This window comes from Dictyobacter formicarum (genome assembly GCF_016587435.1).
Map to the genome: position 1 here is coordinate 17,460 of NZ_BNJJ01000028.1, position 25,199 is coordinate 42,658.

24 protein-coding genes are annotated in these 25,199 nt (G+C 54.1%); 12 read left to right on the forward strand and 12 right to left on the reverse strand.

What is annotated here, in order from left to right:
- Positions 1-89: 89 nt before the first annotated feature.
- The 3 genes from JMI88_RS33395 (at position 90) to JMI88_RS33405 (ending at position 2,984) form a co-directional block, all read left to right on the forward strand.
- Entirely contained in the window at positions 90-1,406 is a 1,317-nt protein-coding gene (locus JMI88_RS33395; protein WP_201366366.1) for an amidase, read from the forward strand.
- Complete coding sequence (locus JMI88_RS33400; protein ID WP_201366367.1) at positions 1,399-2,364, forward strand: aminoglycoside phosphotransferase family protein; 966 nt, start codon at positions 1,399-1,401, stop codon at positions 2,362-2,364. Before JMI88_RS33395 ends, JMI88_RS33400 begins: the two co-directional genes overlap by 8 nt.
- A gap of 80 nt (positions 2,365-2,444) precedes the next feature.
- Positions 2,445-2,984, forward strand: a complete 540-nt coding sequence (locus JMI88_RS33405) for a DUF6939 family protein (RefSeq protein WP_201366368.1) — start codon at positions 2,445-2,447, stop codon at positions 2,982-2,984.
- A 66-nt stretch (positions 2,985-3,050) separates the two neighbouring features.
- Here the strand turns inward: JMI88_RS33405 and JMI88_RS33410 are convergent, their stop codons facing one another.
- On the reverse strand, positions 3,051-3,614 hold the full coding sequence (locus JMI88_RS33410; protein ID WP_201366369.1) for a hypothetical protein: 564 nt from the start codon (positions 3,612-3,614) through the stop codon (positions 3,051-3,053).
- Between the two features lie 51 nt (positions 3,615-3,665).
- Positions 3,666-4,460: an SDR family oxidoreductase gene (locus tag JMI88_RS33415; RefSeq protein ID WP_201366370.1), complete on the reverse strand. Its 795-nt coding sequence runs from the start codon at positions 4,458-4,460 to the stop codon at positions 3,666-3,668.
- Positions 4,461-4,582: 122 nt separating this feature from the next.
- Here JMI88_RS33415 and JMI88_RS33420 point away from each other — a divergent pair, with 122 nt between their 5' ends.
- Positions 4,583-5,473, forward strand: a complete 891-nt coding sequence (locus JMI88_RS33420; RefSeq protein ID WP_201366371.1) for an EamA family transporter — start codon at positions 4,583-4,585, stop codon at positions 5,471-5,473.
- 40 nt (positions 5,474-5,513) lie between these two features.
- Here the strand turns inward: JMI88_RS33420 and JMI88_RS33425 are convergent, their stop codons facing one another.
- Positions 5,514-5,849, reverse strand: coding sequence for a hypothetical protein (locus tag JMI88_RS33425; RefSeq protein WP_201366372.1), 336 nt, complete (start codon positions 5,847-5,849; stop codon positions 5,514-5,516).
- A gap of 278 nt (positions 5,850-6,127) precedes the next feature.
- Here JMI88_RS33425 and JMI88_RS33430 point away from each other — a divergent pair, with 278 nt between their 5' ends.
- Complete coding sequence (locus JMI88_RS33430; protein ID WP_201366373.1) at positions 6,128-7,009, forward strand: AraC family transcriptional regulator; 882 nt, start codon at positions 6,128-6,130, stop codon at positions 7,007-7,009.
- A gap of 107 nt (positions 7,010-7,116) precedes the next feature.
- Positions 7,117-8,490: an amidase gene (locus JMI88_RS33435; RefSeq protein WP_201366374.1), complete on the forward strand. Its 1,374-nt coding sequence runs from the start codon at positions 7,117-7,119 to the stop codon at positions 8,488-8,490.
- A 105-nt stretch (positions 8,491-8,595) separates the two neighbouring features.
- On the opposite strand, the gene JMI88_RS33440 is transcribed toward JMI88_RS33435, so the two are convergent.
- A complete protein-coding gene (locus JMI88_RS33440; protein WP_201366375.1) occupies positions 8,596-10,197 on the reverse strand; it encodes a glycoside hydrolase family 36 protein in 1,602 nt (533 codons plus the stop codon).
- 335 nt (positions 10,198-10,532) lie between these two features.
- Between JMI88_RS33440 and JMI88_RS33445 the strand changes: the two genes are divergently transcribed.
- Positions 10,533-11,669, forward strand: a complete 1,137-nt coding sequence (locus JMI88_RS33445) for an epoxide hydrolase family protein (protein WP_201366376.1) — start codon at positions 10,533-10,535, stop codon at positions 11,667-11,669.
- 96 nt (positions 11,670-11,765) lie between these two features.
- On the opposite strand, the gene JMI88_RS33450 is transcribed toward JMI88_RS33445, so the two are convergent.
- Positions 11,766-12,383 carry a GyrI-like domain-containing protein gene (locus JMI88_RS33450; RefSeq protein WP_201366377.1) on the reverse strand — a complete coding sequence of 206 codons (618 nt, stop codon included), beginning with the start codon at positions 12,381-12,383 and terminating at the stop codon, positions 11,766-11,768.
- A gap of 200 nt (positions 12,384-12,583) precedes the next feature.
- Here JMI88_RS33450 and JMI88_RS33455 point away from each other — a divergent pair, with 200 nt between their 5' ends.
- Complete coding sequence (locus JMI88_RS33455) at positions 12,584-13,549, forward strand: helix-turn-helix transcriptional regulator (RefSeq protein WP_201366378.1); 966 nt, start codon at positions 12,584-12,586, stop codon at positions 13,547-13,549.
- Positions 13,550-13,674: 125 nt separating this feature from the next.
- Here the strand turns inward: JMI88_RS33455 and kynU are convergent, their stop codons facing one another.
- The 6 genes from kynU to JMI88_RS33485 form a co-directional block, all read right to left on the reverse strand.
- Positions 13,675-14,943 carry a kynureninase gene (gene kynU, locus JMI88_RS33460; protein WP_201366379.1) on the reverse strand — a complete coding sequence of 423 codons (1,269 nt, stop codon included), beginning with the start codon at positions 14,941-14,943 and terminating at the stop codon, positions 13,675-13,677.
- Positions 14,944-15,065: 122 nt separating this feature from the next.
- Positions 15,066-15,851, reverse strand: coding sequence for a tryptophan 2,3-dioxygenase (locus JMI88_RS33465; RefSeq protein WP_201366380.1), 786 nt, complete (start codon positions 15,849-15,851; stop codon positions 15,066-15,068).
- Positions 15,852-16,183: 332 nt separating this feature from the next.
- Positions 16,184-16,486 carry a hypothetical protein gene (locus JMI88_RS33470; protein ID WP_201366381.1) on the reverse strand — a complete coding sequence of 101 codons (303 nt, stop codon included), beginning with the start codon at positions 16,484-16,486 and terminating at the stop codon, positions 16,184-16,186.
- A gap of 153 nt (positions 16,487-16,639) precedes the next feature.
- Positions 16,640-17,203: a hypothetical protein gene (locus JMI88_RS33475; protein WP_201366382.1), complete on the reverse strand. Its 564-nt coding sequence runs from the start codon at positions 17,201-17,203 to the stop codon at positions 16,640-16,642.
- Between the two features lie 186 nt (positions 17,204-17,389).
- On the reverse strand, positions 17,390-18,007 hold the full coding sequence (locus tag JMI88_RS33480) for a tetratricopeptide repeat protein (RefSeq protein ID WP_201366383.1): 618 nt from the start codon (positions 18,005-18,007) through the stop codon (positions 17,390-17,392).
- Between the two features lie 151 nt (positions 18,008-18,158).
- Positions 18,159-19,100, reverse strand: coding sequence for an alpha/beta hydrolase (locus JMI88_RS33485; RefSeq protein ID WP_201366384.1), 942 nt, complete (start codon positions 19,098-19,100; stop codon positions 18,159-18,161).
- 578 nt (positions 19,101-19,678) lie between these two features.
- Between JMI88_RS33485 and JMI88_RS33490 the strand changes: the two genes are divergently transcribed.
- From JMI88_RS33490 to JMI88_RS33505, 4 genes are all read left to right on the forward strand, one after another.
- Positions 19,679-20,608 (forward strand): phosphotransferase family protein, encoded by a 930-nt coding sequence (locus tag JMI88_RS33490; protein ID WP_201366385.1) that lies wholly within the window; start codon positions 19,679-19,681, stop codon positions 20,606-20,608.
- Between the two features lie 313 nt (positions 20,609-20,921).
- Positions 20,922-21,164, forward strand: coding sequence for a ferredoxin (locus JMI88_RS33495; RefSeq protein WP_201366386.1), 243 nt, complete (start codon positions 20,922-20,924; stop codon positions 21,162-21,164).
- On the forward strand, positions 21,161-22,675 hold the full coding sequence (locus tag JMI88_RS33500; RefSeq protein ID WP_236023180.1) for an NAD(P)/FAD-dependent oxidoreductase: 1,515 nt from the start codon (positions 21,161-21,163) through the stop codon (positions 22,673-22,675). Before JMI88_RS33495 ends, JMI88_RS33500 begins: the two co-directional genes overlap by 4 nt.
- Positions 22,672-23,898 carry a cytochrome P450 gene (locus JMI88_RS33505; protein WP_201366387.1) on the forward strand — a complete coding sequence of 409 codons (1,227 nt, stop codon included), beginning with the start codon at positions 22,672-22,674 and terminating at the stop codon, positions 23,896-23,898. Before JMI88_RS33500 ends, JMI88_RS33505 begins: the two co-directional genes overlap by 4 nt.
- A gap of 104 nt (positions 23,899-24,002) precedes the next feature.
- Here the strand turns inward: JMI88_RS33505 and JMI88_RS33510 are convergent, their stop codons facing one another.
- Entirely contained in the window at positions 24,003-24,620 is a 618-nt protein-coding gene (locus tag JMI88_RS33510; RefSeq protein ID WP_201366388.1) for a uridine kinase family protein, read from the reverse strand.
- Positions 24,621-25,199 lie beyond the last annotated feature (579 nt).

The window sequence follows — 25,199 nt, forward strand, 5'->3', positions numbered from 1 at the left end:
CATGGATAGCATTACAAACGTCGTATGCGTCAGACTGCATAGGATGCAGATGGGGCGCGGCGTTCGACGACATCTAGAAAGATAGGCTCATGTTACCTCTCACCGCACCGCTGCCGCTGACGACCACAGCGGCCGAGCTACGCTCGGGCCAGCGTGACTTACTGACATATATTCATGCAATATGTGATCGCATTGATGCGCTTGAGCCGCAGATCCAGGCGCTTTTACCTGAGCCAGGACGCCGTGAGCGTCTCCTGATGGAGGCCACCAGGTTGCAACGGCGTTTTCCCTATCCTGAGCAGCGTCCGCCGTTGTATGGGGTGCTGCTAGGCGTCAAGGATATCTTCCGAGCCGACGGTTTTCCTACGCAGGCAGGATCACAGCTACCCACGGGCCTTTTTGAGGGTCCGGAAGCTAGCTGCGTCAGCAGGTTACGTGAGGCGGGTGCGCTCGTGCTGGGCAAAACCATTACAGCGGAGTTCGCATCAGACGAACCAGGGGCAACGCGCAATCCACACCACCTTGAGCATACACCAGGAGGTTCGAGCAGTGGTTCTGCCGCGGCCGTCGCCGCTGGCTTCTGTCCCCTGGCTCTGGGCACGCAGACCATGGGCTCCGTCATTCGTCCGGCCGCGTTTTGTGGCGTGGTGGGTTTCAAGCCCACCTATGGGCGTATTGCGACCGATGGCCTGATTCTCTACTCGGCCTCGGTCGACACCATCGGTATGTTCACCCAGGATGTAGCAGGGATCGCGGCCGTAGCCCCGCTGCTCTGTACTGATTGGCAGGAAACCGCTGTAGTAACCCACCCCCCGGTGCTGGCCGTCCCAGAGGGTCCTTACCTGGCCCAGACAGAGCCAGAGGCGCTGCAGAGCTTCTGGCAGCAGGTATCACAACTTGAAAAAGCTGGCTATACCATCAAGCGTGTGGCAGCCTTCAACACTATTCAGGGCATCAAAGAGCAGTCTCGCTACCTGACCAGCGCGGAACTGGCCCAGGTGCATGCGCACTGGTTCGCCACCTATGAGTCGCTCTATCGCCCGCGTACGGTGGAGAAAATTCGCAGCGGGCAACAGGTAAGCCCAGAACAACTGGCACAGGCGCGCGCCGGACGCGCCGTCCTGCGGGCCGAGATGGAGGCATTGATGCGGCAAGAAAGCTTCGATCTATGGATTTGCCCGGCAGCCATCGGGCCTGCACCAGCAGGGATCGCCAGCACCGGCGCCACAGTGATGAACTCGCCCTGGTCGTATGCAGGTATGCCCGCCCTGTCCCTGCCCGCGGGAAAGGCAAAAAATGGCCTGCCGCTTGGCTTACAGGTGGTCGCCCCAGCCATGGCCGATGAACAACTCCTGGCATGGGCAGAGCCACTGGCTGAAGCGCTAATGGAGGATTATCATGTCTGATTTAAGAGCCATTGTTGAAACCGAGCAGGTGTTGCAGGTGCTCAGCCAGCATTTCTCCACACCCATCACTGACCTGGCTCCGGTCGAGGGCGGGTTGATATCACGTACCCTGACATTTCACAGCGATGGCGCTGACTATATTATCCGCTTCAACAAAGATAATATGCTGAACTCCAACCTGCCCAAAGAGGCCTATCTCTATCAGAAACTGGCGCCGGCCGGGGTCCCGATACCAGAAATTCTATCCACCGGGCGCCTGGAAGAACACTATTATGCGATCTCGCGCAAGGCTCCGGGAAAGATGTTAGAGCAGCTTCCCATCAAGGAAGTTGAGCAACTGCTGCCCCAGGTAATTGAGATTGTGGACACCATTCATCATATAGATATCAGCAATACGACTGGATATGGAGGATTCAACTATCAAGGTAAAGCCTTAGCCAGAAGCTGGCGCGACGTGTTCTTGAAAGTTAGAGAAGAGGAGGATGACAAAGACTTCTTTGGCAAATGGCATCACTTATTCGACGATAGCTTTCTGGAACGGCCATTCTTCGATGAAATCTATCAGCACATGTGCCAGCTGCTCGACTTCTGTCCCAATGAGCGCTACCTGCTGTATGGAAATCCCTCTTTTCGCAACCTGCTGGCCCAGGATGGCAAGATCACGGCGGCCCTCGACTGGGTAGATGCCATGTATGGCGACTTTGTCTACGACATCGCCTACCTGGATTTCTGGTGTCCTGAACTGCGCATATCCGACCGCTTCCTGGCCTATTACCAGCGGCAGATTCCGGTCCCCGCGTACGCGGAGCGGCTCCTCTGCTACCACTGCTATATCGCCCTCAGCGGCCTGCGCTTTTACGCCTTTACCAACAACGAACCCGCCTACCAATGGTTGCGCAACACCATCCAAACCAAACGTACAAGCGCACAAAAGCAACAAGAAAAGCGATTCTATTGACTACTCACCATAATTCAATTAATATATTACATTATCTATTTAAGCCAACGTATGAAAATATATCGTGCAGAAAGGATAGCATGATGTTCGTACTTCAAAATCATCGCACAGCCCTGGCCACGATACAGCAGCGTTATCCTGGGGCCAGTATCATTGATGTGACATCCAAAGGGATTGAGCCATGGATACGCTTCAGTCCGTTTTATCCCCATGGAGGTATTCCGGTTCCTTTCTCACCCGGCTGGAGCAGCGCTAGCGTCGAGGGGATCTGGCAAGGACTCAAAGTATTTGAACAGGCCGATGTGGATATAAGTAAGTTTGCTAACGCCACGATGAAAAGCCTCAAACGCACTGTGCGCACGTACGGCAAGGTGCTTGGACACCGCGCGGGCGTCAACGGCCAGGAGCTTTTACCCTATCTCAAAGCCCGTCAGCAGATCTATCTGCCCTCGTATCAATGGGTGCTAGACAACCACCTCCAGGAGCAACTGGCCGAGCTACGCAGCCTCGAACAGCAGCACGGGACAGTTGTCCTGCTCGACTATGAAACCAACAGCAACCTCAACGACAGCAGCAAACCTCTCTCCCACGCCAGCCTGATCATCCGCCACTTAACATAATGTTCTGATTCTTTAAAAATGCCATTGAGGAGGAGAAGCTGAATCGAAACAAGCAAGCCTCACCGTCTAGCGTGGTTCCCGAGACTCATTCCAGAGTTTCCCTGCAAATCGTGCCACAGCATCACCGATATCGATAGCTGGTGTAGAAAAATCACTAAGATTACAGATTTCCATAGCGCCGATACTCTTGCTCCATATGGGTCCCCATTCAGGAAGATACAAGCCCTTTTTTAGTGCTGGCGCATCTGGATGAAGCCAGGCAACCAGCACTAGCTTCTCTCGACCATAAAGTGAAGTTCGGCGCATAATACATATCTCTTCTACCTGCGACCACAAAATCTGGTGTTGACGTAATCGTGGCAGCGTCGACGTCGTCAGTCCCGAAGTGTCGATGCGAAGCCGTGGCGGCATGGGGATATAGATCAGCTCCATTATCCCAACCAGACCGAAGATCCCCGCGCCCCAAAACGCCAGCAAGGAGAAACACCCAACAAAGTGGGATATGACAATAAAGACGAGAGTAACACCAACGGCGATGAGGCAACGTCTCGTCCATACCTTGCGCGAGGTTATGAAAACAGCTGATTCTCTCTCTGACAATGTAAGGTCGGCAACAGATTGATCCCTCATTCTATCCTATCCTTCGTTGTAATCATTTACAGAGGTAACGATCCACCATGATTAATAGAGGGAGCGCACGAGGCCGCCATCGACCTGGATGGTGGTTCCGGTGATGTAGCCTGCGTGGCTCGACGAGAGGTAGGCGACCAGGCTGGCCAGTTCCTCAGGCTGACCCAGGCGGCCCATAGGAATATCTCTGGCCAGATCTTTCAGAGCCTCTTGCTCACTGATGCCCTGGTCGAGCTTCTGTTGCATGCCGGGTCCTTTGCGCAGGCGATCGGTCAAAATACGGCCCGGACAGACGTTATTGATGGTAATGTTGTCGGGCGCCAGTTCGCTGGAGAGCGACTTCGCCAGGCCGATCACGCCGGGTCGAATGGCATTGGAGAGCAGCAGTCCCGCGATGGGTTGCTTGACCGAGGTGCTGACAATGTTAATGATGCGTCCGCTTCCACTTTGCCGCAGATGGGGTAACGCCAGGCGAATCAAACGGACGGTACTCAGCAAGGTCAGCTCGAAGGCGGCTTGCCACTGGGCATCATCGAATTGCTCAAACGAGCCGACCGGTGGTCCACCAGCATTGTTCACCACAATATCCAGGCGACCATATTCACGAATCGTCGCATTCACAATCGCAGCCAGATCCGCTTCCCGCCTCACATCGGTAGCCCTCATCAGGACAGGTACCCCGTAGCGCTCGCGTATCTCTCTGGCCGTCTGCTCCAGCATCTCCTGGTTGCGCGAACCCACCGCAATCGTAGCCCCCTCAGCCGCCAACGCCTCCGCGCAAGCGCGACCAATCCCTTTACTGGCCGCCATAACCAATGCGACCTTCCCCTGTAAGCCTAAATCCATGACATTCTCCTATATCTTCATACATTGACACAATTCAATCAAGCATATAAGATGGCTTTAAAAGCTGCAATGGTTGCCACTGCAGCTCGCATTGCTTTTCTTGCTGCTCTTTGAGGTTTGGAATGGATATCGTCTTTGGTTTACTCTCGGCACTGAACTTTGGTAGCGCAGACTTCATAGCTCGCTTTTCCACACGCACCCTGGGCGTCAATCGTACGCTCCTCTATATGCAAAGCTTCGGCTTATTCGTCCTGACGCTGTATCTACTTCTCACCGGTGATCTTGTTCATTATACGACACAGGCGTCATGGCAGATCTGGTTCTGGGGAATTGTATGCTCCATAACTTATACACTGAGCTACCTCTGCCTCTATCGCGCCTTCGCTCTGGGGCAACTGGCGATAGTCGCCCCGATCGCCTCCAGCTACGCGGCCATCAGCGTGCTGCTTTCGGTGATCAGTGGTGAGCGACTGGTGCCACTCCAATGGCTAGGGATCGTCGCCGTACTGGTGGGGGTCGTGCTGGCCGCGCTACAGAGGTCCGAGACGCCACAGGAAGCAGATCAATCCAGACCAGCAACAATGTCAGGGCGACATCTGCCAGCCGGAGTTTTCTGGGCCCTACTGGCCGCCGTTGGACTGGGCGTCACCTTCTGGCTACTGGGGTTCGCGGTCACACCCGGGATGGGAGTGATAGTGCCAGTCTGGTTATTTCGCCTGGTCGCGGTATGTGTGATCGCTCCCATGATGTGGTTCAGGTGCGAAAGCCTGGCACCGCCACGCGGGACAGCCGTTGGACTGGTTATTGGCATCGGCATACTGGATATGGGAGGTATAATCTTCAGCACCTTTGGCTTCGCCGTGGGCAGCATCGCCATCGTCAGCGTGCTCTCCTCACTCTACAGCGCCGTCTCGATCCTGCTAGCCTGGCTCTTCCTGCACGAACGGCTGCAAAAAATCCAGTGGTCAGGCATTGCCCTCTTGCTCACAGGCATCGCCCTGACCAATCTCTAGACGCAAGCAGACAGACAGGCAGGCGAAATTATAGGTGTACCTATTTAATCTTATCGATAACCACCACGGCCACAATAAAAATTGTCAGGCAAGCGGCACAGAAACTGATCCAACCACCTGTGCCACCGACGATGATCAAGCAAATCACAGCACACACAATCAACGCCACCAGTGTCATCCCAAATGCGATCAGGCGGAGCACATTCTTGTTATCGGGCACAGGTGGATATAGCTTACTGGCCGGCTCCTCGCGTAGGGGCCGCTGGTAGGACGACTCAAACTGCTGATACGCATAGGCGGTCTCGCCCTCATATTTACCATAGGTTGAATCTGCTTGCTCATGTAGCGGATCATTGGCTTCTTGCTGCGGCATCATATATACTACTCCTCTGCCTAAAGCTTTTTAGCATCCTGCCTTTTCTCAAGAAGATACGCATGAAAGAACACAAAGTTGTACAGTACAGATTACCCGTTACCGGCTTTGCGCACGCTAGAAAGAATAAAACATCTGTATTGCCGTGTTTACAGCGCCAGCGAAATGAAGAGAAACACAGCCATCACATATTTCGTCCGAGCAGAAAGTAGCGCAAGAATGGACCAGTGGAACGTATTTTCGTCTGCTATACTCCCACTATCACTGAAGAGGAGAGCACCATGGACTATCTCAGGTGTATCCAGGACAGCATCGATTATATTGAAGAGAACCTGCAAGCTTGCATCACTGTTGATGAGCTAGCGAAGATCGCGGGCTTCTCGCCCTATCACTATTATCGCGTGTTTAACGCTTATGTGGGTATACCTGTGGTGGAATACATGAGGAATCGACGCCTGGCCCATGCGGCAACCGAGCTGGCGTGCGGCCGACGTATCAGCGATATTGCTATGGCCTACGGCTTCGATACCTATAACGGCTTTGCGAAGGCCTTTCGTAAAGTGTATGGCTGTTCTCCCGAAAAATATCGTATCCATGTTTCGGGGCAGCCGCCCCAGAAAGTAAATTTGCTCCTTTTGGCGCAATATAATTTGAAAGGATCAATTGTCGTGGAACCAAAGATTGTGATGAAGCCAGCAGCCAGAATTGCAGGTTTTGAGCTCAAAACAACGTGTGCCGACGGCAGAAATATGCGCGAGATACCAGCCTTCTGGGGAAGCATGATGCCAGAAAAATTTGACGTGTTGCATAAACAACTGCACGTCGTCCATCACAATGAGATCGGTGCATGCCTTCCACCCGACCCGACAACCGGCGACTTCTCCTATGTGATTGCGGTTGAGGTGCAGGACTACGACGGGGTCGCGCCAGACATGTTTCGCGGCGAGATACCAGAGGCGACCTATGCCGTGTTTAGGGTACCTCCCGTTGAGTCAACAGAAGGACCAGAGTTCTCTAACGCAATCCAGGGAACGTGGAAATATATTCATGGCACCTGGTTCCCCAACTCTGGCTATGAGTTCGCGGAAGGGAAAGTAGATTATGAGCTCTATTACGAAGGCACCAAAGTTGAGATCTATATCCCGATCGTAAAAAAAGCATAATACAAAATACAAAAGCAACAAGGATAGCGGTCCGTGGGTGCGCGCCCCATGGACGCTGCTGCCCTTCTCGCTCATACAATTATGATCCACAACGGAGAGTGTTTGTAATGGATACTATTATCTTTTCCAGCACCACCGAGCTGGCCGCCGCTATCCGATCCGGTCGCGTTTCAGCTACAGAGGTGCTACAGGCTCACCTGGCGCAGATTGAGGCCCACAACTCCATGCTGAACGCAGTCATTACACTCGATGCTGAGCGCGCCTATGAAAGAGCTCGCGCAGCGGATGCAGCCCTGGCTCGCGGCCAACTCTGGGGACCACTGCATGGCGTACCCTTTACGCTGAAAGATGCCCATGCAACAGCTGGCATGCGCACCACCACCGGATTTCCGCCGCTGGCTGACTACGTACCAGATAGCGATAGTCCCGTTGCCGCTCGTCTCAAGAAAGCCGGCGGTATCCTAATGGGCAAGACAAATGTACCTGTGATGCTATCCGATTACCAGACCAGCAATTCCATCTTTGGTCAGACGAATAACCCCTGGAATAGCGAGCGCACGTCGGGTGGCTCCAGCGGTGGCGCCGCAGCCGCGCTGGCCGGTGGGATGACTCCTTTTGAAATCGGCACCGACCTGTCAGCTTCGATCCGCATCCCGGCACACTTCTGCGGCATATTTGGCATGAAACCTACGGAACAGCGCGTCCCCCTAACTGGGTTGATCCCTGGTCTGCCCGGACCTCGGCCTATTCGTATCATGTCCTGTATCGGACCGATGGCGCGCACCAGCGAAGACCTGGCACTGCTCTACTCAATCATCGCGGGACCGGATGGACAAGATACCGAAGTAGCACCTGTGCCGGTTGACGAGGTGCCGCAACTCGCGCTCAAAAACCTGCGCATCGCCATTGCACCAACTTTTCCAGGCATTCCAGTCGCGGCAGAGATACGTGCCGCGATCGAAGGGCTGGCGAAGCAGCTCGCCCCTCTGTGCGCGGCCGTTGAGGAAGCGAAACTACCACCAGTGGACATCAATCAGGACCTCGCACGAGCCGGAGCATTGATCAGCATGATGACCGGCGCAGTCCAGCCTGGAGAGCAGGAACATCCTACGACGCTCGCGCAATACCTGGAGGCGCTTCACATGCGCGACCAGTCCATCCTCGCCTGGGAACAATTCTTCGACAAGTGGGATATGCTACTATGCCCGCCCTCAATGGTAACGGCGTTCCCGCACTGTCAACCAGGATCGCCACTACAGGTTGACGGGCAGGACGTCAACTACTATATGACCGCCGCTCATGGCACGGTGTTTAATTACACCGGCCACCCGGCAATCATACTCCCATATCAACGGAGCCACGAAGGATTGCCTATCGGCATCCAGATCGTAGGTAAACGCTGGAGCGAATCGCGCCTGCTAGCGATGGCACAGGCCCTCGCCGAAGTAACCGGCGCATTCCAACGCCCGGCTGGCTATTAACGACCGACCGTTAATAGAAGCGCCCACGAGGAGCGTACCTACGCGTGGAGCGAGGTTTGAAGCGCCCGCAAGGGGCGCATCTACGGACGCCCGGCGATTGCGCGCTTAATACAGGCGCACGCCGTTCGCTTCATACCAATCGTATTGGGTGGTCTGGCCATCGAGCTGCCAGCTGGCGGGACAGGTGGTGTCGAGCCAGTCAAGCGGCTCGGCCGGGATACGCTCCTGGGCAGCCAGCGTAAAAGCCTGGATCAGTGCTTCGCGCTGCGCGGGGCCCACAGCATCGGGAGCAGCCGACACAAACAGTGGTGTACCGCTACGGGCCAGCAGGTCGAGCCAGCGCTGGTTCAGTTCCCAGGGAATTTGATTGGTCAGCCCCACACAGTCGGCGTCAGCGGCAAAGAAGGTGTTGTGCTGCGGCATCCGAAAGGCGAGCGTATTGATGCCCATGAAGCGCGTACGCTCCCATTCACGACCGCTGGTGTCATCTCCCGTCCGTTGCAGCTCAAAGAGGCCAGCAGATAGATGTCCAATCGTGTTGCAGCCAATTATCACGGAATCGGCGGACGCTTCAGCGATAGCGCGATAGAACGAGAGGATAATTTCGGCGCTGGTACGGCTGCGATCAGCGAAGTGCCAGCCGGGCTCAGTAAGCTGCGCTCCCATCTGGAAGCCCCAGCGACCAAAGAGATCGTAGGTGCTGAAATCATGTTTGATCAGCTCAAATCCCCAATCATGCAGGCAACAAATATCTTCCTGCACATGTTCAAGCACTGCTGGCTGGCTGGGGTCCAGCACCAGCCCAACATTATTCTGAGAGCGATGCTCCACCTTCAGAATCCATTCCGCAGGCACTTTTTCCAGGGTAAGCAAGGGACGCATCCAGATGCCGGGACGAACGCCCATCTCACGCATCTCCCCGGCTAAGCGCCCCATGTCGGGAAAGAGATAGTTGCCCTGCCGCCAGGGTCCACCGTTATAACTTGAGAGGGAACAGAGCTGCCAGCCATCGTCGATAACCATATAGGGCCGGTTTTCCTGGTTGGGTGCCAGCTCGGCCAGCAACTTTGTATCCGCGAGGATCTCTCGATGCGAGCTGTTGCCATAGGCATAATACCAGTTGTTGCTACCATACACCGGCTGCTTCGGCAGCACCGGCCGCTCACAAAGCTGTGAGCAGAAAGCCCGGGCAGCCTGGAAGGCGCTTTCTCCAGAACGTCCCTCACGGCTCACGATCTCAGCTACCGGCAACACGCGCTCGCCCAGTTCGACACCAGCGCCGCCATTGCGCACATCCAGCCACAGCGTCACCCCACTGGCATCAACCTGCCAGAAGCAAATGGCCCGTGCCCCCGTCTTCACGCCATAGCCATGAGTCTCCTGACCATTAAAGGTCAAAAAATACCAGGGCAACAGCCGCTCAGGTACCAGGCCGCGCCACTCCAGATCTCCATAGCCACGATCCCAATGATCGCCTAGAAAGCGCAGCCGCGACGAAACGGGCTGACGCCAGCGCAGCGCCACCCGCAACACCGCCATCCCCGGAGCCGACAGGCTAATCGCCTGCTGCCCCTCCCGAAACTCCGTAAGGACCTCAATGCCCTGCTGCTGCCAGCGTTCCTCACCATGCTGCAGCAGCGACACCCAACTATCCTCCAATTGCACCGTCACCGCATCTGGCACCCTTCTCACATCTAAATAATCCATACTCCAACATCCTTTGCTACAAATTTCGATTGCATAAACATACACGCTCGATTGCCGCTCACCAAACATTATATGCACATGCATCACATTTTTGATAAGGAACCTCCATAGGTTCGGGCCTTGCGCCCGATTTGCCACTCTGCGCACGAAAACATTTTTAATCATGCATGATGTCCGAAAGAGAGTATAATCCATTGAAATATAAAAATGCTTGATCAATAAGTTTCCCTGTTAAACTTATACGTTTGGATGATATGATATTTGCTGGACAGGCTTATTTTGTGGCATGATGGGAAAGGAAGTATCAATAGCAGAGCGTAAAGTCGAGGAAATGTATGGCAGTACGGCCTTTCACCATTGAGGTTCCTGAAGCGGTTCTGCTTGACCTGCAGCAGCGCCTGGCTTTGACGCGCTGGCCGGATGAGATCGAGGATAGTGGGTGGGATTATGGGACGAACTTGAATTACCTCCAACAGTTGGTCGCGTATTGGCGCGATGGCTTTGACTGGCGTGCTCAGGAGCGCTTGCTGAACTCTTTTCCCCATTTTAAGACCGAGATCGATGATCAGGAGATCCATTTTATTCACGTAAAGGGTAAGGGTCCCAAGCCGCTGCCGCTGCTGATCTCGCATGGCTGGCCGGGCTCTTTCTTTGAGATGTACAAGATCATTGGACCCCTGACCGACCCAGGCTTCTATAGCGCCGATCCCCTGGCGGCCTTTGATGTGGTGGTACCCTCGCTTCCAGGCTATGGCTTCTCCGGTCGGCCTCGCAAACAGGGCATGAACGTGGCGCGCATCGCAGAGCTATTCAAGGATCTGATGACCAGGGAGTTAGGCTACCAGCGCTTTGGAGCCCAGGGCGGCGATTGGGGTAGCGGCATTACCCTGTGCCTGGGGCAAAACTATCCGGAGCACCTGGTTGGCGTGCATGTGAACATGGTGCCGCTCAATCTGGAATCGAGCGACGAGAAGCCAACCGAGGAGGAACAACGCTGGCGCGAGCAGTTGCAAGTCTTTCAGACCGAGGGCGCCGGCTATAGCCATATCCAGAGCACACGGCCACAGACGCTAGCTTATGCCTTGAATGAGTCTCCGGTCGGGCTGGCCGCCTGGATCACCGATAAGTTTTGCGCCTGGAGCGATTGCCATAACATGATTGAGCAGGTCTTTACACGGGATGAGCTGCTTACCAACATCATGATCTATTGGGTTACACAAACCATCGGTTCATCGATACGGCTCTATTATGAAGCAATCCATAGCGCTCACGTGCCTTACAAAGTTGAGGTGCCAACCGGCGTCGCGCTATTCCCAAAGGAGATTTCGACGCCCCCACAGACGCTGGCAACGCGCCAGTATAACATTCAGCGCTGGACCATCATGAAAGCCGGTGGACACTTCGCAGCTATGGAGCAGCCTGCGGCCCTGGTCCATGAGATCCGCGCCTTCTTTAAACGCCTCAGGCCCTGACTGACTGAGCGCCTCGTTATCTTTATCCTCACGTCACCAATCATCTAGATTGACTGTTATTCGTATTTGATATCCATCACCGTTCTGGAATGTTTCTTATCCAAAAGGATGGCGAATCACGGTGCGCATCTTATCCGGGGCAATTCTCCGTAGATCGTTCAGATAGATCTCGTGATGTTTCCCGCGAAAAGTATATCCATGTTCCTCCAGAAAACGGTCAAGCTTCTCGAGCGTTGGCCCTTCATCTGCAAATGGACCAACATGCATGATCTGGGCCGCTGTTCCCTCGTAGAAATGCTCCAGACGTATCTTCTCCAGTGCAGGCAGGCTCTTCTTTCGCTGCGCCTGCCTGCATGCCTCGGCAAACCAGACATCCGTCACACAATCCGGCTGCATAATCATCGTCGTCCATTGCCAGTTCTCGCGTGGAGCCTCCCGGCCACCATCAGCCCACCAGAGTCCCTCAAGGGGCATCACAGGATAGTCAATAGCTGCTTCTTTCTTGAGCAAGAACCTGGTGGTATAGGCAACCGTATACAGTGCCTCAATTGCATCTTTATACTCCTGTGCCGTATTGGGATCGCCTTTTCCCTCCAGCATCAGAAACTGCATTGCAGGAACCTCTACGATCACGACCTCCTGCACAGGAGGGGTATAGAGGTGTTTCAGATCCGTTTTCAGATCCAGTTTGGTTGGCTCAATGTTTCTGCTCATAAACTCCTACTTTCTGCGTGTTCTTTTCGCCCAAAAAGCGAGATGGACGCAATAATCAGGCGCTACTCCCAATGCCAGCAACGGCTCAACACGCTATCTTCATCTCATAAGATACCTGATGCTCCCTGACATCTTTTGTCAGGGAGCGGAAGAGCTGGTACACTGAGTTGAAAATTCGGAAAAATCAGAGAGGAAGAGAGATGAGAGCTGATCGTTTACTAACCATTTTGTTGCTGCTACAGGTACGAGGGCGCATGACTGCCCAAGAACTGGCAGAACGTCTGGAGGTTTCGGAGCGGACCATTTATCGAGATCTTCAAGCGCTCAGCCAGGCCGGTATTCCTGTCTATGCAGAAGCAGGGACAGGAGGAGGATACTCACTCGTCGAACAATATCAAACGCGCTTGACGGGGTTCACGAAGTCCGAAGTACGTGCACTAGCACCTTCGCAATCGCCTGGACCTCTTCACGACCTGGGTCTGGGATCGGCTTTGGAAGCAGCATTCCTCAAACTTGAAGCAGTGCTCTCGCCGCATTGGCATGGAGATATGGACACAGTCAAACGATCAATCCACCTGGATTCTACAGGCTGGCTTTGGGCAAATGAGCCTGTACCGTTTTTACCTCTATTGAATGAGGCGCTCTGGCTGGGTCAGAAAGTGGAGGTTGACTACTGTCGCCACGATGGTCAAATCCGTCAGCGCATCATTGATCCGTACGGGTTTGTGGCAAAATCCACCGTCTGGTATCTGATTGGCGCGGTTGATGACCAGATTCGGCTATTCCGCGTTTCGCGTGTGCGCGCGGTGAAGCTCCTGGCAGAAAGCAGTCAGCGCCCGCGAGATTTCGATGTGCGGGTGTACTGGGAAACGTGGAAACGTACCTTGGAAGCGAGTTACACTCCCTATGTTGTTCGTCTTCGTCTTGCGCCAGAGGGAATCCAGAAACTCTTCGAGATAGTAGATGAAACGGTACGAACCTCGATGAGAGAAGAGCCAATCGGCGACGATCAGGGATGGCATCTCATTTCGATGACGTTTAGTTCTCTTCTCCATGCGCAGGCAGTTGCTATGGGCATCGGGAATCTCCTGGAAGTCTTAGAGCCGTTGGAGCTTCGTGAGGCCATTCGCGCGCAGGCCCAGCAAATTGTTGCCCTCTATGAATGAGATGAAGGTGTAATAGGCGATCTTTCTGGATAAGGTGACAGGCATGGGAACGTGACATGGAACGCTTTCTGTGTTTTTCCTTCATTCAGTATCTCTTCCCTGTCTATTTCGATCTGGACTGACCACTAGGTAACGATAGGGGCCTCGGTAGGATAGCGTTCGTAGAGGCGCTCGACCACAATGTGTTTGAGCCGCTGGACCGTCTGGTGGATGTCGCGATAGGTGGTGTAGAGCGGGGTGATGCCCAGGCGGATGTTGTCGGGCGCCCGGAAATCAGGTAGGACATGCATGTCATTGATCAGAGCCAGATCGATACGCAGTCCTTCGGCGTGCCCCAGAGAGATATGCGAGCCCCGGTAAGCCTGCTCACGTGGGGACTTCAGCGTGAAGCCGAGCGGCTCCAGCTCTGCCTCCCAGAGATCGATCAGATAGCTGCTCTGGCGCAGGGATTTGGCGCGCAGCTGCTCAATACCTGCCTCACGCAGCAGGTCTACGCCCGGCTCGATCAGGGAGAGCGAGACCACCGGCGGAGTCCCGGTCAGGAAGCGGCGCAGGCCCGGCGCGGGCTGATACTTCAGGTCAAAGCCAAACAGGTTCTGCTGCCCCATCCAGCCCGTAAGGGGATTAATGAGCCGCTCCTGCAGGTCGCGCCGAATATACAGAAACGCCGGCGCCCCTGGTCCACCATTCAGATATTTATAGGTGCAGCCGATGGCCAGATCCACGTTGGCGGCATTCAGGTCCACGGGCACCGCGCCCACCGAATGGCTGAGATCCCACAACACCAGCGCGCCAGCATCATGGGCAGCCGAAGTCAGGGCGGCCATATCATACATATAACCACTCTTAAAGACGGTATGCGACAGCGTGAGCAACGCCGTCTGCTCATCCAGGCGCGCCCGCAGGTCCGCTACTGGACCATCGATACCATCAACCGAGGGAACCACCTGCAGCTGGTGCTGCTTATCCAGCATATCAATCGCGCCTTGCAGGATATAGAGGTCTGAGGGAAAGTTCAGATCATCGGTCACGATCTGCGAGCGGCCCACCTGGAAGCGTAGCGCCGCCACCACCAGCTTAAACAGGTTGACCGAAGTTGAATCAGCCACAATCACCTCGTCCGCCTGCGCCCCGATCAGGCTGGCGATCTTAGCCCCGATACGCTCAGGGGCCGTAAACCAACCTTCATTCCAGCTCCGAATCAGCCGACTCCCCCACTGCTGCCGCACCAGGTCAGCAGACTGATCCACCGTCGCATACGGAAGGCGACCCAGCGAGTTCCCATCCATATAAATCAGATCATCATCTTCGATCAAAAAACGCTCACGAAAATGCGCACAAGTATCCTGCGCATCCAGCTCCTCAGCATAGGCAAGATCATTTGAAACCGTCATAAACGTATTATCCCTTTACACATATACGAAAACACCGTAGGTTCGGCCCTCGCGGCCGATTGCGCCTCGCCGCACGATAACACACGGCCCTTGCGGCCGATTTCTCCCTTCACGTATGATACCTATAATTGGGAACGAATCGCCCAGAGGTCGGGGAAAAATGGCTTAAGGGTGGTGCCCAGGTAGGCCGCGCCAGGTGAGCCACCGGTGCCGATCCTGCCACCGATGGTGCGCTCAACCATCTTCATATGCCGATAGCGCCATTCCTGCAGGCCTTCATCGATGTCGATCAGGTTTTCGCATACGTTGCTCACGGTAGTATTGTGGCGATAAACCTCGACCAGTTGTGCCTGAATCTCGGGAGATGCTTGCACGGGACACGTCACGTCGCGTTGCAGTTGTTGGGGCGGAATAGCATAACCGTTCAGCGATAAATACCGCAAGAATGCATCCCAGAGCGTCGGCTGCTCATAGCGCCTACGCAACCGCTGCAGAGCCTCCTCAACATCCGCCATATGCTCCATCATGTTTTCACGCTTATAGCCCAGGATAAACTCTAGCTCGCGGAACTGAGTCGACTGAAAACCGCTGGCCGATTCTAAAAATCCACGAAACGAATTAAACTCCAGTGGAGTCAGGGTCTCTAATATATCTAGCTGCGCCACCACTGTTTTGAGAATGGCCAGAATGCGCCGCGTCGTATGGGCGGCCCGACCCGCATCATTATCACACAACAACTTCTGCAAATACTCGATCTCATGCAGCAGTTCTTTAAACCAGAGCTCATAGACCTGGTGAATAATAATAAACAGCAGCTCATCATGCTCTGGTCCGCTGCTTCTAGGTGTCTGCAACCGTAATAGCTCATCCACCCGAAGATAGTTGCCATAATTAAGGGCTTTCGACATGGCACATACATTCTTTCTATCGTTACATCATTGTAGAATGCGGCCGCGTAACGTTGCGCTCGCTATTTGTATTGTACAATGAGAACTCAATTTTGCAATAAATTATGGGCGATGACGTACGGCGAGGATGGAAGCGCCCGCAAGGGGCACTACATTTCATTCAGGAGCAGGGCATATAAGCAAAAGCAACAAGAAAAGAGAAAAACCCGTAGGTGCTGGCGAGGATGTCCCCGACATCCTCGCCAGCACCTACGGGTTTCATGTTTCTTCTTGCATAAATGAAATGTATTGCCCACAAGGGGCGCATCTACGGCGGCGGTATGGCAACGAATTTATTTTGCTTGCCGATAATTTTCGATGTAGACTTCAGTGTAGCGCTCAAACGTAGCTGGCTTAGGAAGTCCCGAACGAGCCTGCGCTTGCTGTACCTCCGGTCGTTGCGTGAACGCCTGCGCACCTTCGATGGATTCCCATATATTGATGGTGATAAGACCATCGGCCTTTCTGGCTGTAATACTCGTGATTGCTCCATATTCAGGTGCAATCTGATTTACAACCGGGTCCATATATTCCTGCTTCTTCTGCAGCAGATCATCTGGATTACCGGAAAGTGTATGGATGGAAAGAAATGGCATAGGAATATCTTGCCTCCAATTCTGCAAATTTAACTCATCCGTAACTTATCTTTGTCAGTATAACATAGTTCGTATGTTCTAAGCAAATCTTTTTAGTACTTATTACTCCACAGCTGCTTTCTCTGCTTCGATTGCTCAATGCTGCTCCTCGAATTAATGTTTGCGTTTCCTGGAGGAATGAGAGACGCGACCACTGACTTTGATTTTGCTCCTGGAGGTAATCTGCTGGCCCGCAGGCGCGGTCGACAGCAGACGTTGAGCCAGTTTGAGGGCAGCCTCTGCATCCTCTACCTCTGGCGCCTGAACCGTCACCTTCTTGCCATCGACTTCAACCACAAAAGTAATGCCCTGCGACTCCCCTTCAGGCTGTTTCTTCTGCGTATCCTTGAGCTGTTTCAATAGGGAAATAATACCTGTACATACAGAGATAGTGGTACCCGTATACTCCAAACCCTGCTCGATCGCTGCTCGTTGCTCCCAGAGATAAGTAGCAGCATTGGTCAGCTCCATCAACACGTGTACGACAAAGCTATCAACGCCACGCACCTGCTCATCGCCATCGTAAAGCACAGTATAATCGCTGGCTGGTAGCGCCCGGATAAAATTCTGCCCGAGCCTGCTAACGTCTAGCGTTCTCCATTCATCAGCATTTTCAGGTTCCAGCTCAATAGTTATAGGAAAAGGGATCTTCCATGTCTCATCATGTGTGTCGGCCACAGGTCGCTCCTTCTTATCCATGATCAATGGAACTATAGTTGTATTGTGCATCAAACATATCTTGCGACAGGGCGGGGCTGGCTACATGCATCTTACATAGCACAATAATGTAATGCCCACATAAAAAGAAACGTAAACAAATCCATTATTACAAATGATGAGCTAACGAAAAAAAGCATATCGTCGTTAGCGATAAACTTTTGATGCGAGGATATAGAAAGCTCCCAGAGTAAGCGCAATAATTATAAAGGAGAAAAAGATATTAACGCGAAGAGCCATCAAAGCCATCGCCAGGCCAATACCACCAAGAAAGAGGCCATAATAAAGGCGTCCAATGCTTCTATAAAGATAATTTATGCGGTGGACACGCTGGCGTCTCTTCACCTGCTGCAAATATTGCATAACCTCAGGCGCATAAGTATCCGAGGGATCTAACTGCTGAATTGTCTGATAGATAGGTAGAGCTTCTTCATAACGTTGTAGAGTTAGCAAGACACGCCCTTTATTTTTGTAAGAGGCCAGATCAGCAGGATCGAGCTGCACAGCCTTTTCAAGGGCAAACAGAGCTCCTTCTAAGCGTTGCAGGCGTATCAAAATAACGCCTTTGAGCCTATAAATGGAGGCTCTTTCTGGCTCTAGCTGCCTTGCTTCTTCAGCAGCCACCAACGCTTCCTGGTAACGCTCAAGCTTATACAATGCGGCCGCCTTTTCATAAAAAGTTCGCCCGCTGGCAGAACCAGCTACGATACCGCTCTCACATGCGGCTAATTTCTTCTCTAATGCCTGTGTATACGTTTCATCCATGATACGTTTAAAAGTCCTTTTCTTTTATATACTTTAGATTACATTCTATCGTACCTTATCTGATATGATGTATTAGATCAGCACATTTACTGGCGCCGTGATGACTGGCTTTTTGCAGGGAAGGCCCAATTTAGCCGGGCCGGTGCGCCGATTAGATAAAGCGGGACAAAAACTGTTCGCTCCGGCAGGCATAAGCATCAGGGTCGACGTTGAAGGCCAGGCCATGGCCGGCCTCGGGCACCAGGAATATTTCTTTATAGCCCGGGCAGGCCGCATAGAGCTGGTGCACCATCGCGGTCGGCACAAAGGTATCCTCTTCACCGTGGATGAAAAGAATGGGGAGATCGGTCTTCTGGACCTGTTTCAGGGCAGACGCCTCTTCAAAAAAGAAGCCGGAGCGCAGCTTACAGACCAGGCTGGTCATGGTCACGAAGGGGCAGGCAGGCAGGTGGTACATACGCTTACCCTGGTAGGCCAGAATCTCGTAAGCCGAGGTATAGGCGCAATCGGCCACCACCGCCTTGACCTGCTCGGGCAGCGACTCACCGCTGGTCATCAGGACGGTCGCCCCGCCCATCGAGATACCATGCAGCACAATCTGCACGTCCTCGCCCAGCCGCTGCATCAATAGATGAATCCACTTCACATAATCCAGACGCTCATGCCAGCCAAATCCAATATAGTTTCCTTCGCTCTCGCCATGGCCGCGAGCATCGGGCATCAACACATTATAGCCAAGCTGCTCATGATACATCTGGGCAAACGGCCCCATGTTCAATTTAGCGCTGCCCGTATATCCATGGGCCAGCACCACCGTCTTCGTAGTCGGCTGAGGAGCAGGCAAATAAAAACCACGCAGCAACAAACCATCCCAGGACTTCATCTCGATACACTCAAACGGCTGCTGCTCCACCCAGGGCACATCAGCGATCGGCAAATCCGAAGTCAAAATCTGCTGTAGATCGGGATTATCAACCAGAAAAGCCTTGGGCTGGCGATAGACCGCCACGCGATAAAAATACAAACTGGAAGCCACCAATACCAGCACTACCAGCACAACTATAACCAGAACAACGATTCCAAAGATTGACATAAATGCCGCCGCTCCTTTAATTGAGACAAGTAAAAATTTATATTCATTGTTTCATAGTGCAAGCCAAAAAAATAAACGCTGGCAGTAGTATAATCCATCCATTCAAGAATATTCAACGCAACAAGAAAAGCGGAAAACCTCATAGGTTCGGAGCTTGCCTCCGATTTGCCCCACCGTTTGTGGGGGCCCTGTATCCTCGCCGCTTGGTCCCTCGTGACATCACACCTTCCTCCACGCGGTGCCCAAAAGCGACCTTCACTTTTGGGCACCGCGTGGAGGAAGGTGGTGGGCAAGAAAGGAGTTCCGTCATAGGGATCCGGGGCCCCACAAACGGTGGGGCAAATCGGAGGCAAGCTCCGAACCTATGAGGTTTTCCGCTTTTCTTGTTCGTTTCGATGGCTTGCTTTATAATATGTCCATGTTTATTGCTCTGCTAATTTTTTGTAGCGTTAAGAACTATTTATATAAGGAAACAATCAGGTAGAACCTGGGGCGAACGCAGCTATCGCGACCTCTCGGCGCGCATTCTGTCCTGGTTTGATCAACATCTCAATACTTATGCAAGGAAATAAAATAGCATGGATAGACAAAGTGCAGACATGATACTCAGGCAGGCAGGTTTTACGCCGGAGTTTGTGGCCGCGGGCATGGAAGGTTTCGTGTTTGCGGTCGGCAATGACATGCTGGCTAAAGTGTGGCTGCACAAAACTGAGGCAGAGGTGCAGCTATTAGCCACGTTTTATGCCCAATTGCGTGAGCAGCTGCTGCCGTTTGCGACCCCACTGATACACAACGTTTTCAGCACATCTCAGGGTTATATCATCAGCATCGAAGAGCGACTGGCCGGAGTGCCGCTCAAGGGCATGCTTGAACGCGATCCTGACAACATCAGATTACGCCAGCAGGGCATGGCCGCAACGGTCGGCGTGGTAACCGCGCTCGCATCCGTCGAAGACCTACCAGCCGCCCGAGAGCTTGCCCTGATGGGTGAGCCCTCCTCATGGGATTATCATGCTAGCTGGGGCGCGATCCTGGGGGAGCTGGTAGAGAAGCGGGCCAGGCGCTATCAAACGATCCTTGAACGGGCCGTCTACAACTTCGAGTCTAAATTGACCACTGTGATAGCCGAACTCAACACCCTGCATATTCCCCGTACAGGCATCATCCATGGCGACATCTGTCCTGAGAACATACTGATCGATCCAGCCAGCATGGCTCCGATTGGACTGCTCGATTTTGGCTTCCTGACCACAGCGGGCGACCCCTGCTTCGACGCCGTCCTTGCCACATTATTCTTCGACATGTATTCGCCACACGCTCACGAGGCCCGGCAAGAGCTGCGCACCATGCTTGCCAACGCCAGCGATCCGGGTCCGCGCATCAACCAGCTCTATCCGCTCTACGCGGCCGCCTACGCCCTGGCCGGCAGCAACGCCTACTCCGAGGATGGTCAGGACGGCCATTTCCAATGGTGTATTGACATATTGAATCAGGTACTTCACGCCTAAAACACGAAGATACCCCTGAGGCTGTCATTGAACAACCAAATTGAAATGGTATATTTACCTTCATGCATTTGAGATGATAGCAATATGTTCATCGAGACGATAAATAGAGGCTGATTGCTGTATACCGTCTTGCATCACCACGCGTCATTCTAGTAGAGAGAACTTCACTGTCGAGACAATATTGGGACCGATATTCCTTCAATTGTACATAACTGCTGACAAGCGAGTTTGAATGAAGGCCAGTTCAACTTGCGCGTGTGTACATTCACAGTACAACGTTGGGAAATGCTGGAGACATGAAAGGAGCGTTCACATGAGAATTGTGGTTGATTTGACACGATGTCAGAGCTATGGACAGTGTGTGTTTCTGGCGCCAAAAGCCTTCCGCTTTCATGGCGAAGAAGCCCTCGAATATGACTATACCCCCGATGACCAGATGCGTGAACAGGTCAGATGGGCCGCGGCGGCGTGCCCAGTCCAGGCCATTATGCTGGATTACCTCGATGAGCAACCTGAGACGGTTTCTCAACCAAAGGATGTTGGAGGCAAGGTATGATGAGCAGCCCTCCCCCCTTATGGAACGGTGCCACCAATGGTCACGTGGTGATCGTTGGTGCCTCTCTGGCCGGTTTGCGCGCGGCGGAGACCCTGCGTGCAGAAGGCTTTACGGGGCATCTGACCTTGATCGGCGATGAACCCTACGAACCCTATGATCGCCCGCCCTTGTCCAAAACGGTCCAGGAGGGATGGATCTCGGAGGAGCATACCACCTTGCCCCGGCGACGAGATATCGCGGCAGAATGGCTGATGGGTGCCCCAGCGACAGCGCTCGATCTGTCCAACCGGCAGGTGCAACTTGCCGATGGGCCCCGGGTCCCCTTTGATCGCCTATTGATCACCACCGGCACCCGGGCGCGTCCCTGGCCGGACAAAGAGCAAGCCGCCCTCGACGGAGTGTTCACGCTCCGCACCCGTGACGACGCCGCCCAGCTTTATGCTCATCTGGCGGCGAGACCCAAACGGGTGCTGGTCATTGGTGCTGGCTTCACCGGCTCTGAGGTGGCTTCTGTCTGCCGCGAACTCGGCCTGCAAGTCACCGTCACTGAGCGCAGCGCGACGCCGCTGGCTGGTGCCCTTGGCCAGGCAGCCGGGACCTTTGCCGCAAATTTACAGCGCCGGCACGGGGTGGATCTGCGCTGCAACACCACGGTTCTGGCCCTGGAAGGAGATGCCCAGAAGAGGCTCCGCCGCGCTCGGCTCTCCGATGGAGACGAACTAGACGTAGAAGTGGCCGTGGTGGCCCTGGGTTCCCTGCGCAATACAGAGTGGTTACGGGGCGCCGGGCTGGCCGCCGACGGGCGTGGCGTGGTGTGCGACGCCGCTTGTCGTGCCTTCGATGCCGATGGGGTGGTCACCGATGACATTTTCGTCGCAGGGGATATCGCACGCTGGCCTCATTCCCTCTATGAGGGCGAGCTCCTGGTGGTCGAGCACTGGAGCAACGCCGTCACCCAGGCAGAGACCGCAGCTCATAACATGCTGGCCAATGCAGCGACGCGACGCGCGCATAAGCATCTGCCCTCCTTCTGGTCTAACCAGTTCGGGGTCAATATCAAAGCGATTGGTTTGCCCACCTTTGCTGATACGATCGTTCTCACGCAGGGATCAATCGAGGAGCGTCGCCTGGTCGCCGCTTACGGGCGAGATGGCCGCATCGTCGCGGCGGTTGCTGTCAACGCGCCCAGGTCCTTACCAGCCTATCAAGCGCTGATCGAGGCTCGTGCGTCGTTCCCGCCAGAGTTGCACGCCTCCGACGGGCCAGCCGAGCTGCATCCCTTACCGGCAGGCTTCCCGAAACGCGGGCAGCCCACTCACGATCCGGGTGCAGCAATCACGGGAGCTGGCCCGAGCACGCCGGAACAGCGGGTTGGGGAAGAGGTGCTCAAGCTCTTGGATCCACGTGTCCCGCTTGGTGCGCCACCCCTCATAACGCAGCACGCGAATGAGATCGGCGTGGAGAAGAGATCCCTGGTGCAAGAAGTACAAACAGGAGGAACGCGCTCATGACTCAGACAGTTATTATTCCTCCAGAGAAACTGTTTGCCCAGGTGCTCGACCCGGCCAGCCGGGCCAATCCTTATCCACTCTATACCCGCCTGCGCGAGACGCCTATCTCGGTGCAAGAGGATGGGACCTATGTCGTCAGCACGTACCGGGAGATCAGCTTGCTGCTCCACGATCCGCGCATCAGTTCCGACGAGCGCAAGAGCGCGCACCCGGCTAGAGCCCTGGCTGCTCCGTCAGAAGCAACCACGCCGTCACTCATCTTTACCGATCCTCCTGAGCATACCCGGCTCCGCCGCCTGGTCATGCACCAGTTTACCCCGCAACGGATCGGGGGCATGCGAGAGGACATCGAACAGGTGGTCAATACCTTGCTCGATGCCAGGAAGCAACAGAACCAGCTTGATGTGGTTCAGGATTTTGCGTATCCGTTGCCGGTTATGATCATCTGCCGGTTGCTCGGGGTGCCACCTGAGGACGAACCGCGCTTTCGTGTCTGGTCCTCGGACCTGGTGCGCACGCTTGACCCGACAGAAAGTTTGAGTGAGGCGGAAGTGCAGCAGGCAGCGCAAAGCAGAATCCAGATGCGTGAATACATGAAACAGCTCAGTGAGACACGCCGCGCGCACCCCCAGGATGATTTGTTCTCTGGCCTGGTGGTTGGAGATGACCCGGATGGCCGCTTGTCTGAGCCGGATCTGCTGGCCACTATGCAATTGCTGTTAATTGCCGGCCATGAGACGACCGTCAACCTGATCACGAACAGCATGCTGACGCTGCTGCGTCATCCCGAAGTGTTCGATCGCCTGCGGCGCAACCCGGCACTGGCGATCCCGACGGTGGAAGAGGTGCTGCGCTACGATCCGCCGGTGCAGTTTCGCACACGCACGACTCTTACCGATGTGCCGATCGCTGGTGTGACCATCCCGCAAGGAGCTTCAGTCGTCCTATTGCTTGCGGCGGGTAGCCGCGACCCTGCTCGCTTTGTCGATCCCGATCGTTTTTGGCCTGAGCGCGATGACAATGAGCATCTTGGCTTTGGCGGCAGCGACCACTATTGTATTGGCGCGCCGCTTGCTCGGCTCGAAGCGGTGACGGCTTTGAAGGCACTCGCGCGCCGTCTCGAGGCTCCACGACTGGTCACCGACCTGCCCCCCTATCGAAAGAATGCTGCCCTTCGTGGCCCGGAACACTTGCAGATCGCCTTCGATCATCTCAGCGACTAAGAGAGATCTCGCAATGCTGCGAGCATTGCGAGATCTCTCCTCTACCAGGCAGTCAAGCAATAGCCAACGTTCGTTAGAGAATGAAAAAAATATGCATGTATGCGTTAATCATTTTTGATAACAAGATCAAAAGATGAGCGCGGACGAAGATGGGTGAAATAGTAATCTTCGGCGACATCCCATAACTGATGCCACCGATCCATGAAAGCCTGACCTTCTCGGGCAAGCAGGCGCTGGCGGCGCGTTGCATCGTCTACCTCGACCAGTATGGCCAGGTCAACCAGGTCGGCAAACTCGGGCCGCGCGGAGTATGCGCCATCCAGGAGAATCACCGGCGCCGGTTCGAGCCTGACGATCTCGTCTTTCCAGCCGATCCAGCCAACTCCGGGCTCGAAATCAAGCGGATGCCAATATGCTGGCTGGTTGGCAAGCAACGGCTCCAGCACCTGGGCGCGCATCCGTTGCCAGTCAATCACCCTGTCTACCTTCTCCCTGGCGCTGCACCCATACCAGGCATCGTCGTTGCCTCCGGCAAAGAAGTCGTCGCCCACCACGATAACGCTCTCGACGCGATCGGCGATCGCCTGCGCGATTGTTGATTTACCGGTGCCGCTACGACCATCGAGCGCCACCAGCAGCGGCTCCTTGCTCTGCAGCAGCCTGCTGATCTCAGAAATAATTGTGTCCAATTCGCTTTTTAGATTACTATTACTATTGTGCATGTGTCAGATAGAGCCTTACAAAATATGTGTAAATAACGTCTCAATAGCAGAGAAAGCGACCTGGGAGGCTATGCCCTGGCCCACGCCTCGGCAACCTTGAGCATCTAGAGGCCAGCCCGCTCCTGCCCCGCCTGTATAAGAAAAAGTCCAGTGGACATAGACTGAAGGAATCCCCATTGCCAGATGGCTTGGGAGTCAATTGTACAGTATCACACCCGCAATCACAAGTTTTTATGTTAGCATCCAATAATATGTTCCACAGAGCACCCAAAACATCACGCATTTTTAACCGAATTTATCGAGAACCACCACTCTTTATAGAATGCACCAGATGGGTTTGCGCACCTGCCATGCTCAGGATATCCTTTTATTGTTAGTGCATCAGGCGCGTGAATACGCGCCTGATGCACTAACAATAAAAAAGAGATTGGGGACGCCTGCGTTCCCCAGGCCCAGGGGGCGCTCAGAGGAACCAGGAAAACGAAAAGATAATTCTGTATAGCTCTAATACCTTCTGATGCGATACAATTCTTTTATAGAGAGGTCACTCTTATTTATATTCTGGTTTTTGCTTCTTAA

Coding starts and splice junctions, on each gene's coding strand:
- JMI88_RS33395 (WP_201366366.1), top strand. CDS start 90: ATGTTACCTCTCACCGCACCGCTGCCGCTGACGACCACAGCGGCCGAG.
- JMI88_RS33400 (WP_201366367.1), top strand. CDS start 1,399: ATGTCTGATTTAAGAGCCATTGTTGAAACCGAGCAGGTGTTGCAGGTG.
- JMI88_RS33405 (WP_201366368.1), top strand. CDS start 2,445: ATGATGTTCGTACTTCAAAATCATCGCACAGCCCTGGCCACGATACAG.
- JMI88_RS33410 (WP_201366369.1), bottom strand. CDS start 3,614: ATGAGGGATCAATCTGTTGCCGACCTTACATTGTCAGAGAGAGAATCA.
- JMI88_RS33415 (WP_201366370.1), bottom strand. CDS start 4,460: ATGGATTTAGGCTTACAGGGGAAGGTCGCATTGGTTATGGCGGCCAGT.
- JMI88_RS33420 (WP_201366371.1), top strand. CDS start 4,583: ATGGATATCGTCTTTGGTTTACTCTCGGCACTGAACTTTGGTAGCGCA.
- JMI88_RS33425 (WP_201366372.1), bottom strand. CDS start 5,849: ATGATGCCGCAGCAAGAAGCCAATGATCCGCTACATGAGCAAGCAGAT.
- JMI88_RS33430 (WP_201366373.1), top strand. CDS start 6,128: ATGGACTATCTCAGGTGTATCCAGGACAGCATCGATTATATTGAAGAG.
- JMI88_RS33435 (WP_201366374.1), top strand. CDS start 7,117: ATGGATACTATTATCTTTTCCAGCACCACCGAGCTGGCCGCCGCTATC.
- JMI88_RS33440 (WP_201366375.1), bottom strand. CDS start 10,197: ATGGATTATTTAGATGTGAGAAGGGTGCCAGATGCGGTGACGGTGCAA.
- JMI88_RS33445 (WP_201366376.1), top strand. CDS start 10,533: ATGGCAGTACGGCCTTTCACCATTGAGGTTCCTGAAGCGGTTCTGCTT.
- JMI88_RS33450 (WP_201366377.1), bottom strand. CDS start 12,383: ATGAGCAGAAACATTGAGCCAACCAAACTGGATCTGAAAACGGATCTG.
- JMI88_RS33455 (WP_201366378.1), top strand. CDS start 12,584: ATGAGAGCTGATCGTTTACTAACCATTTTGTTGCTGCTACAGGTACGA.
- kynU (WP_201366379.1), bottom strand. CDS start 14,943: ATGACGGTTTCAAATGATCTTGCCTATGCTGAGGAGCTGGATGCGCAG.
- JMI88_RS33465 (WP_201366380.1), bottom strand. CDS start 15,851: ATGTCGAAAGCCCTTAATTATGGCAACTATCTTCGGGTGGATGAGCTA.
- JMI88_RS33470 (WP_201366381.1), bottom strand. CDS start 16,486: ATGCCATTTCTTTCCATCCATACACTTTCCGGTAATCCAGATGATCTG.
- JMI88_RS33480 (WP_201366383.1), bottom strand. CDS start 18,007: ATGGATGAAACGTATACACAGGCATTAGAGAAGAAATTAGCCGCATGT.
- JMI88_RS33485 (WP_201366384.1), bottom strand. CDS start 19,100: ATGTCAATCTTTGGAATCGTTGTTCTGGTTATAGTTGTGCTGGTAGTG.
- JMI88_RS33490 (WP_201366385.1), top strand. CDS start 19,679: ATGGATAGACAAAGTGCAGACATGATACTCAGGCAGGCAGGTTTTACG.
- JMI88_RS33495 (WP_201366386.1), top strand. CDS start 20,922: ATGAGAATTGTGGTTGATTTGACACGATGTCAGAGCTATGGACAGTGT.
- JMI88_RS33500 (WP_236023180.1), top strand. CDS start 21,161: ATGATGAGCAGCCCTCCCCCCTTATGGAACGGTGCCACCAATGGTCAC.
- JMI88_RS33505 (WP_201366387.1), top strand. CDS start 22,672: ATGACTCAGACAGTTATTATTCCTCCAGAGAAACTGTTTGCCCAGGTG.
- JMI88_RS33510 (WP_201366388.1), bottom strand. CDS start 24,620: ATGCACAATAGTAATAGTAATCTAAAAAGCGAATTGGACACAATTATT.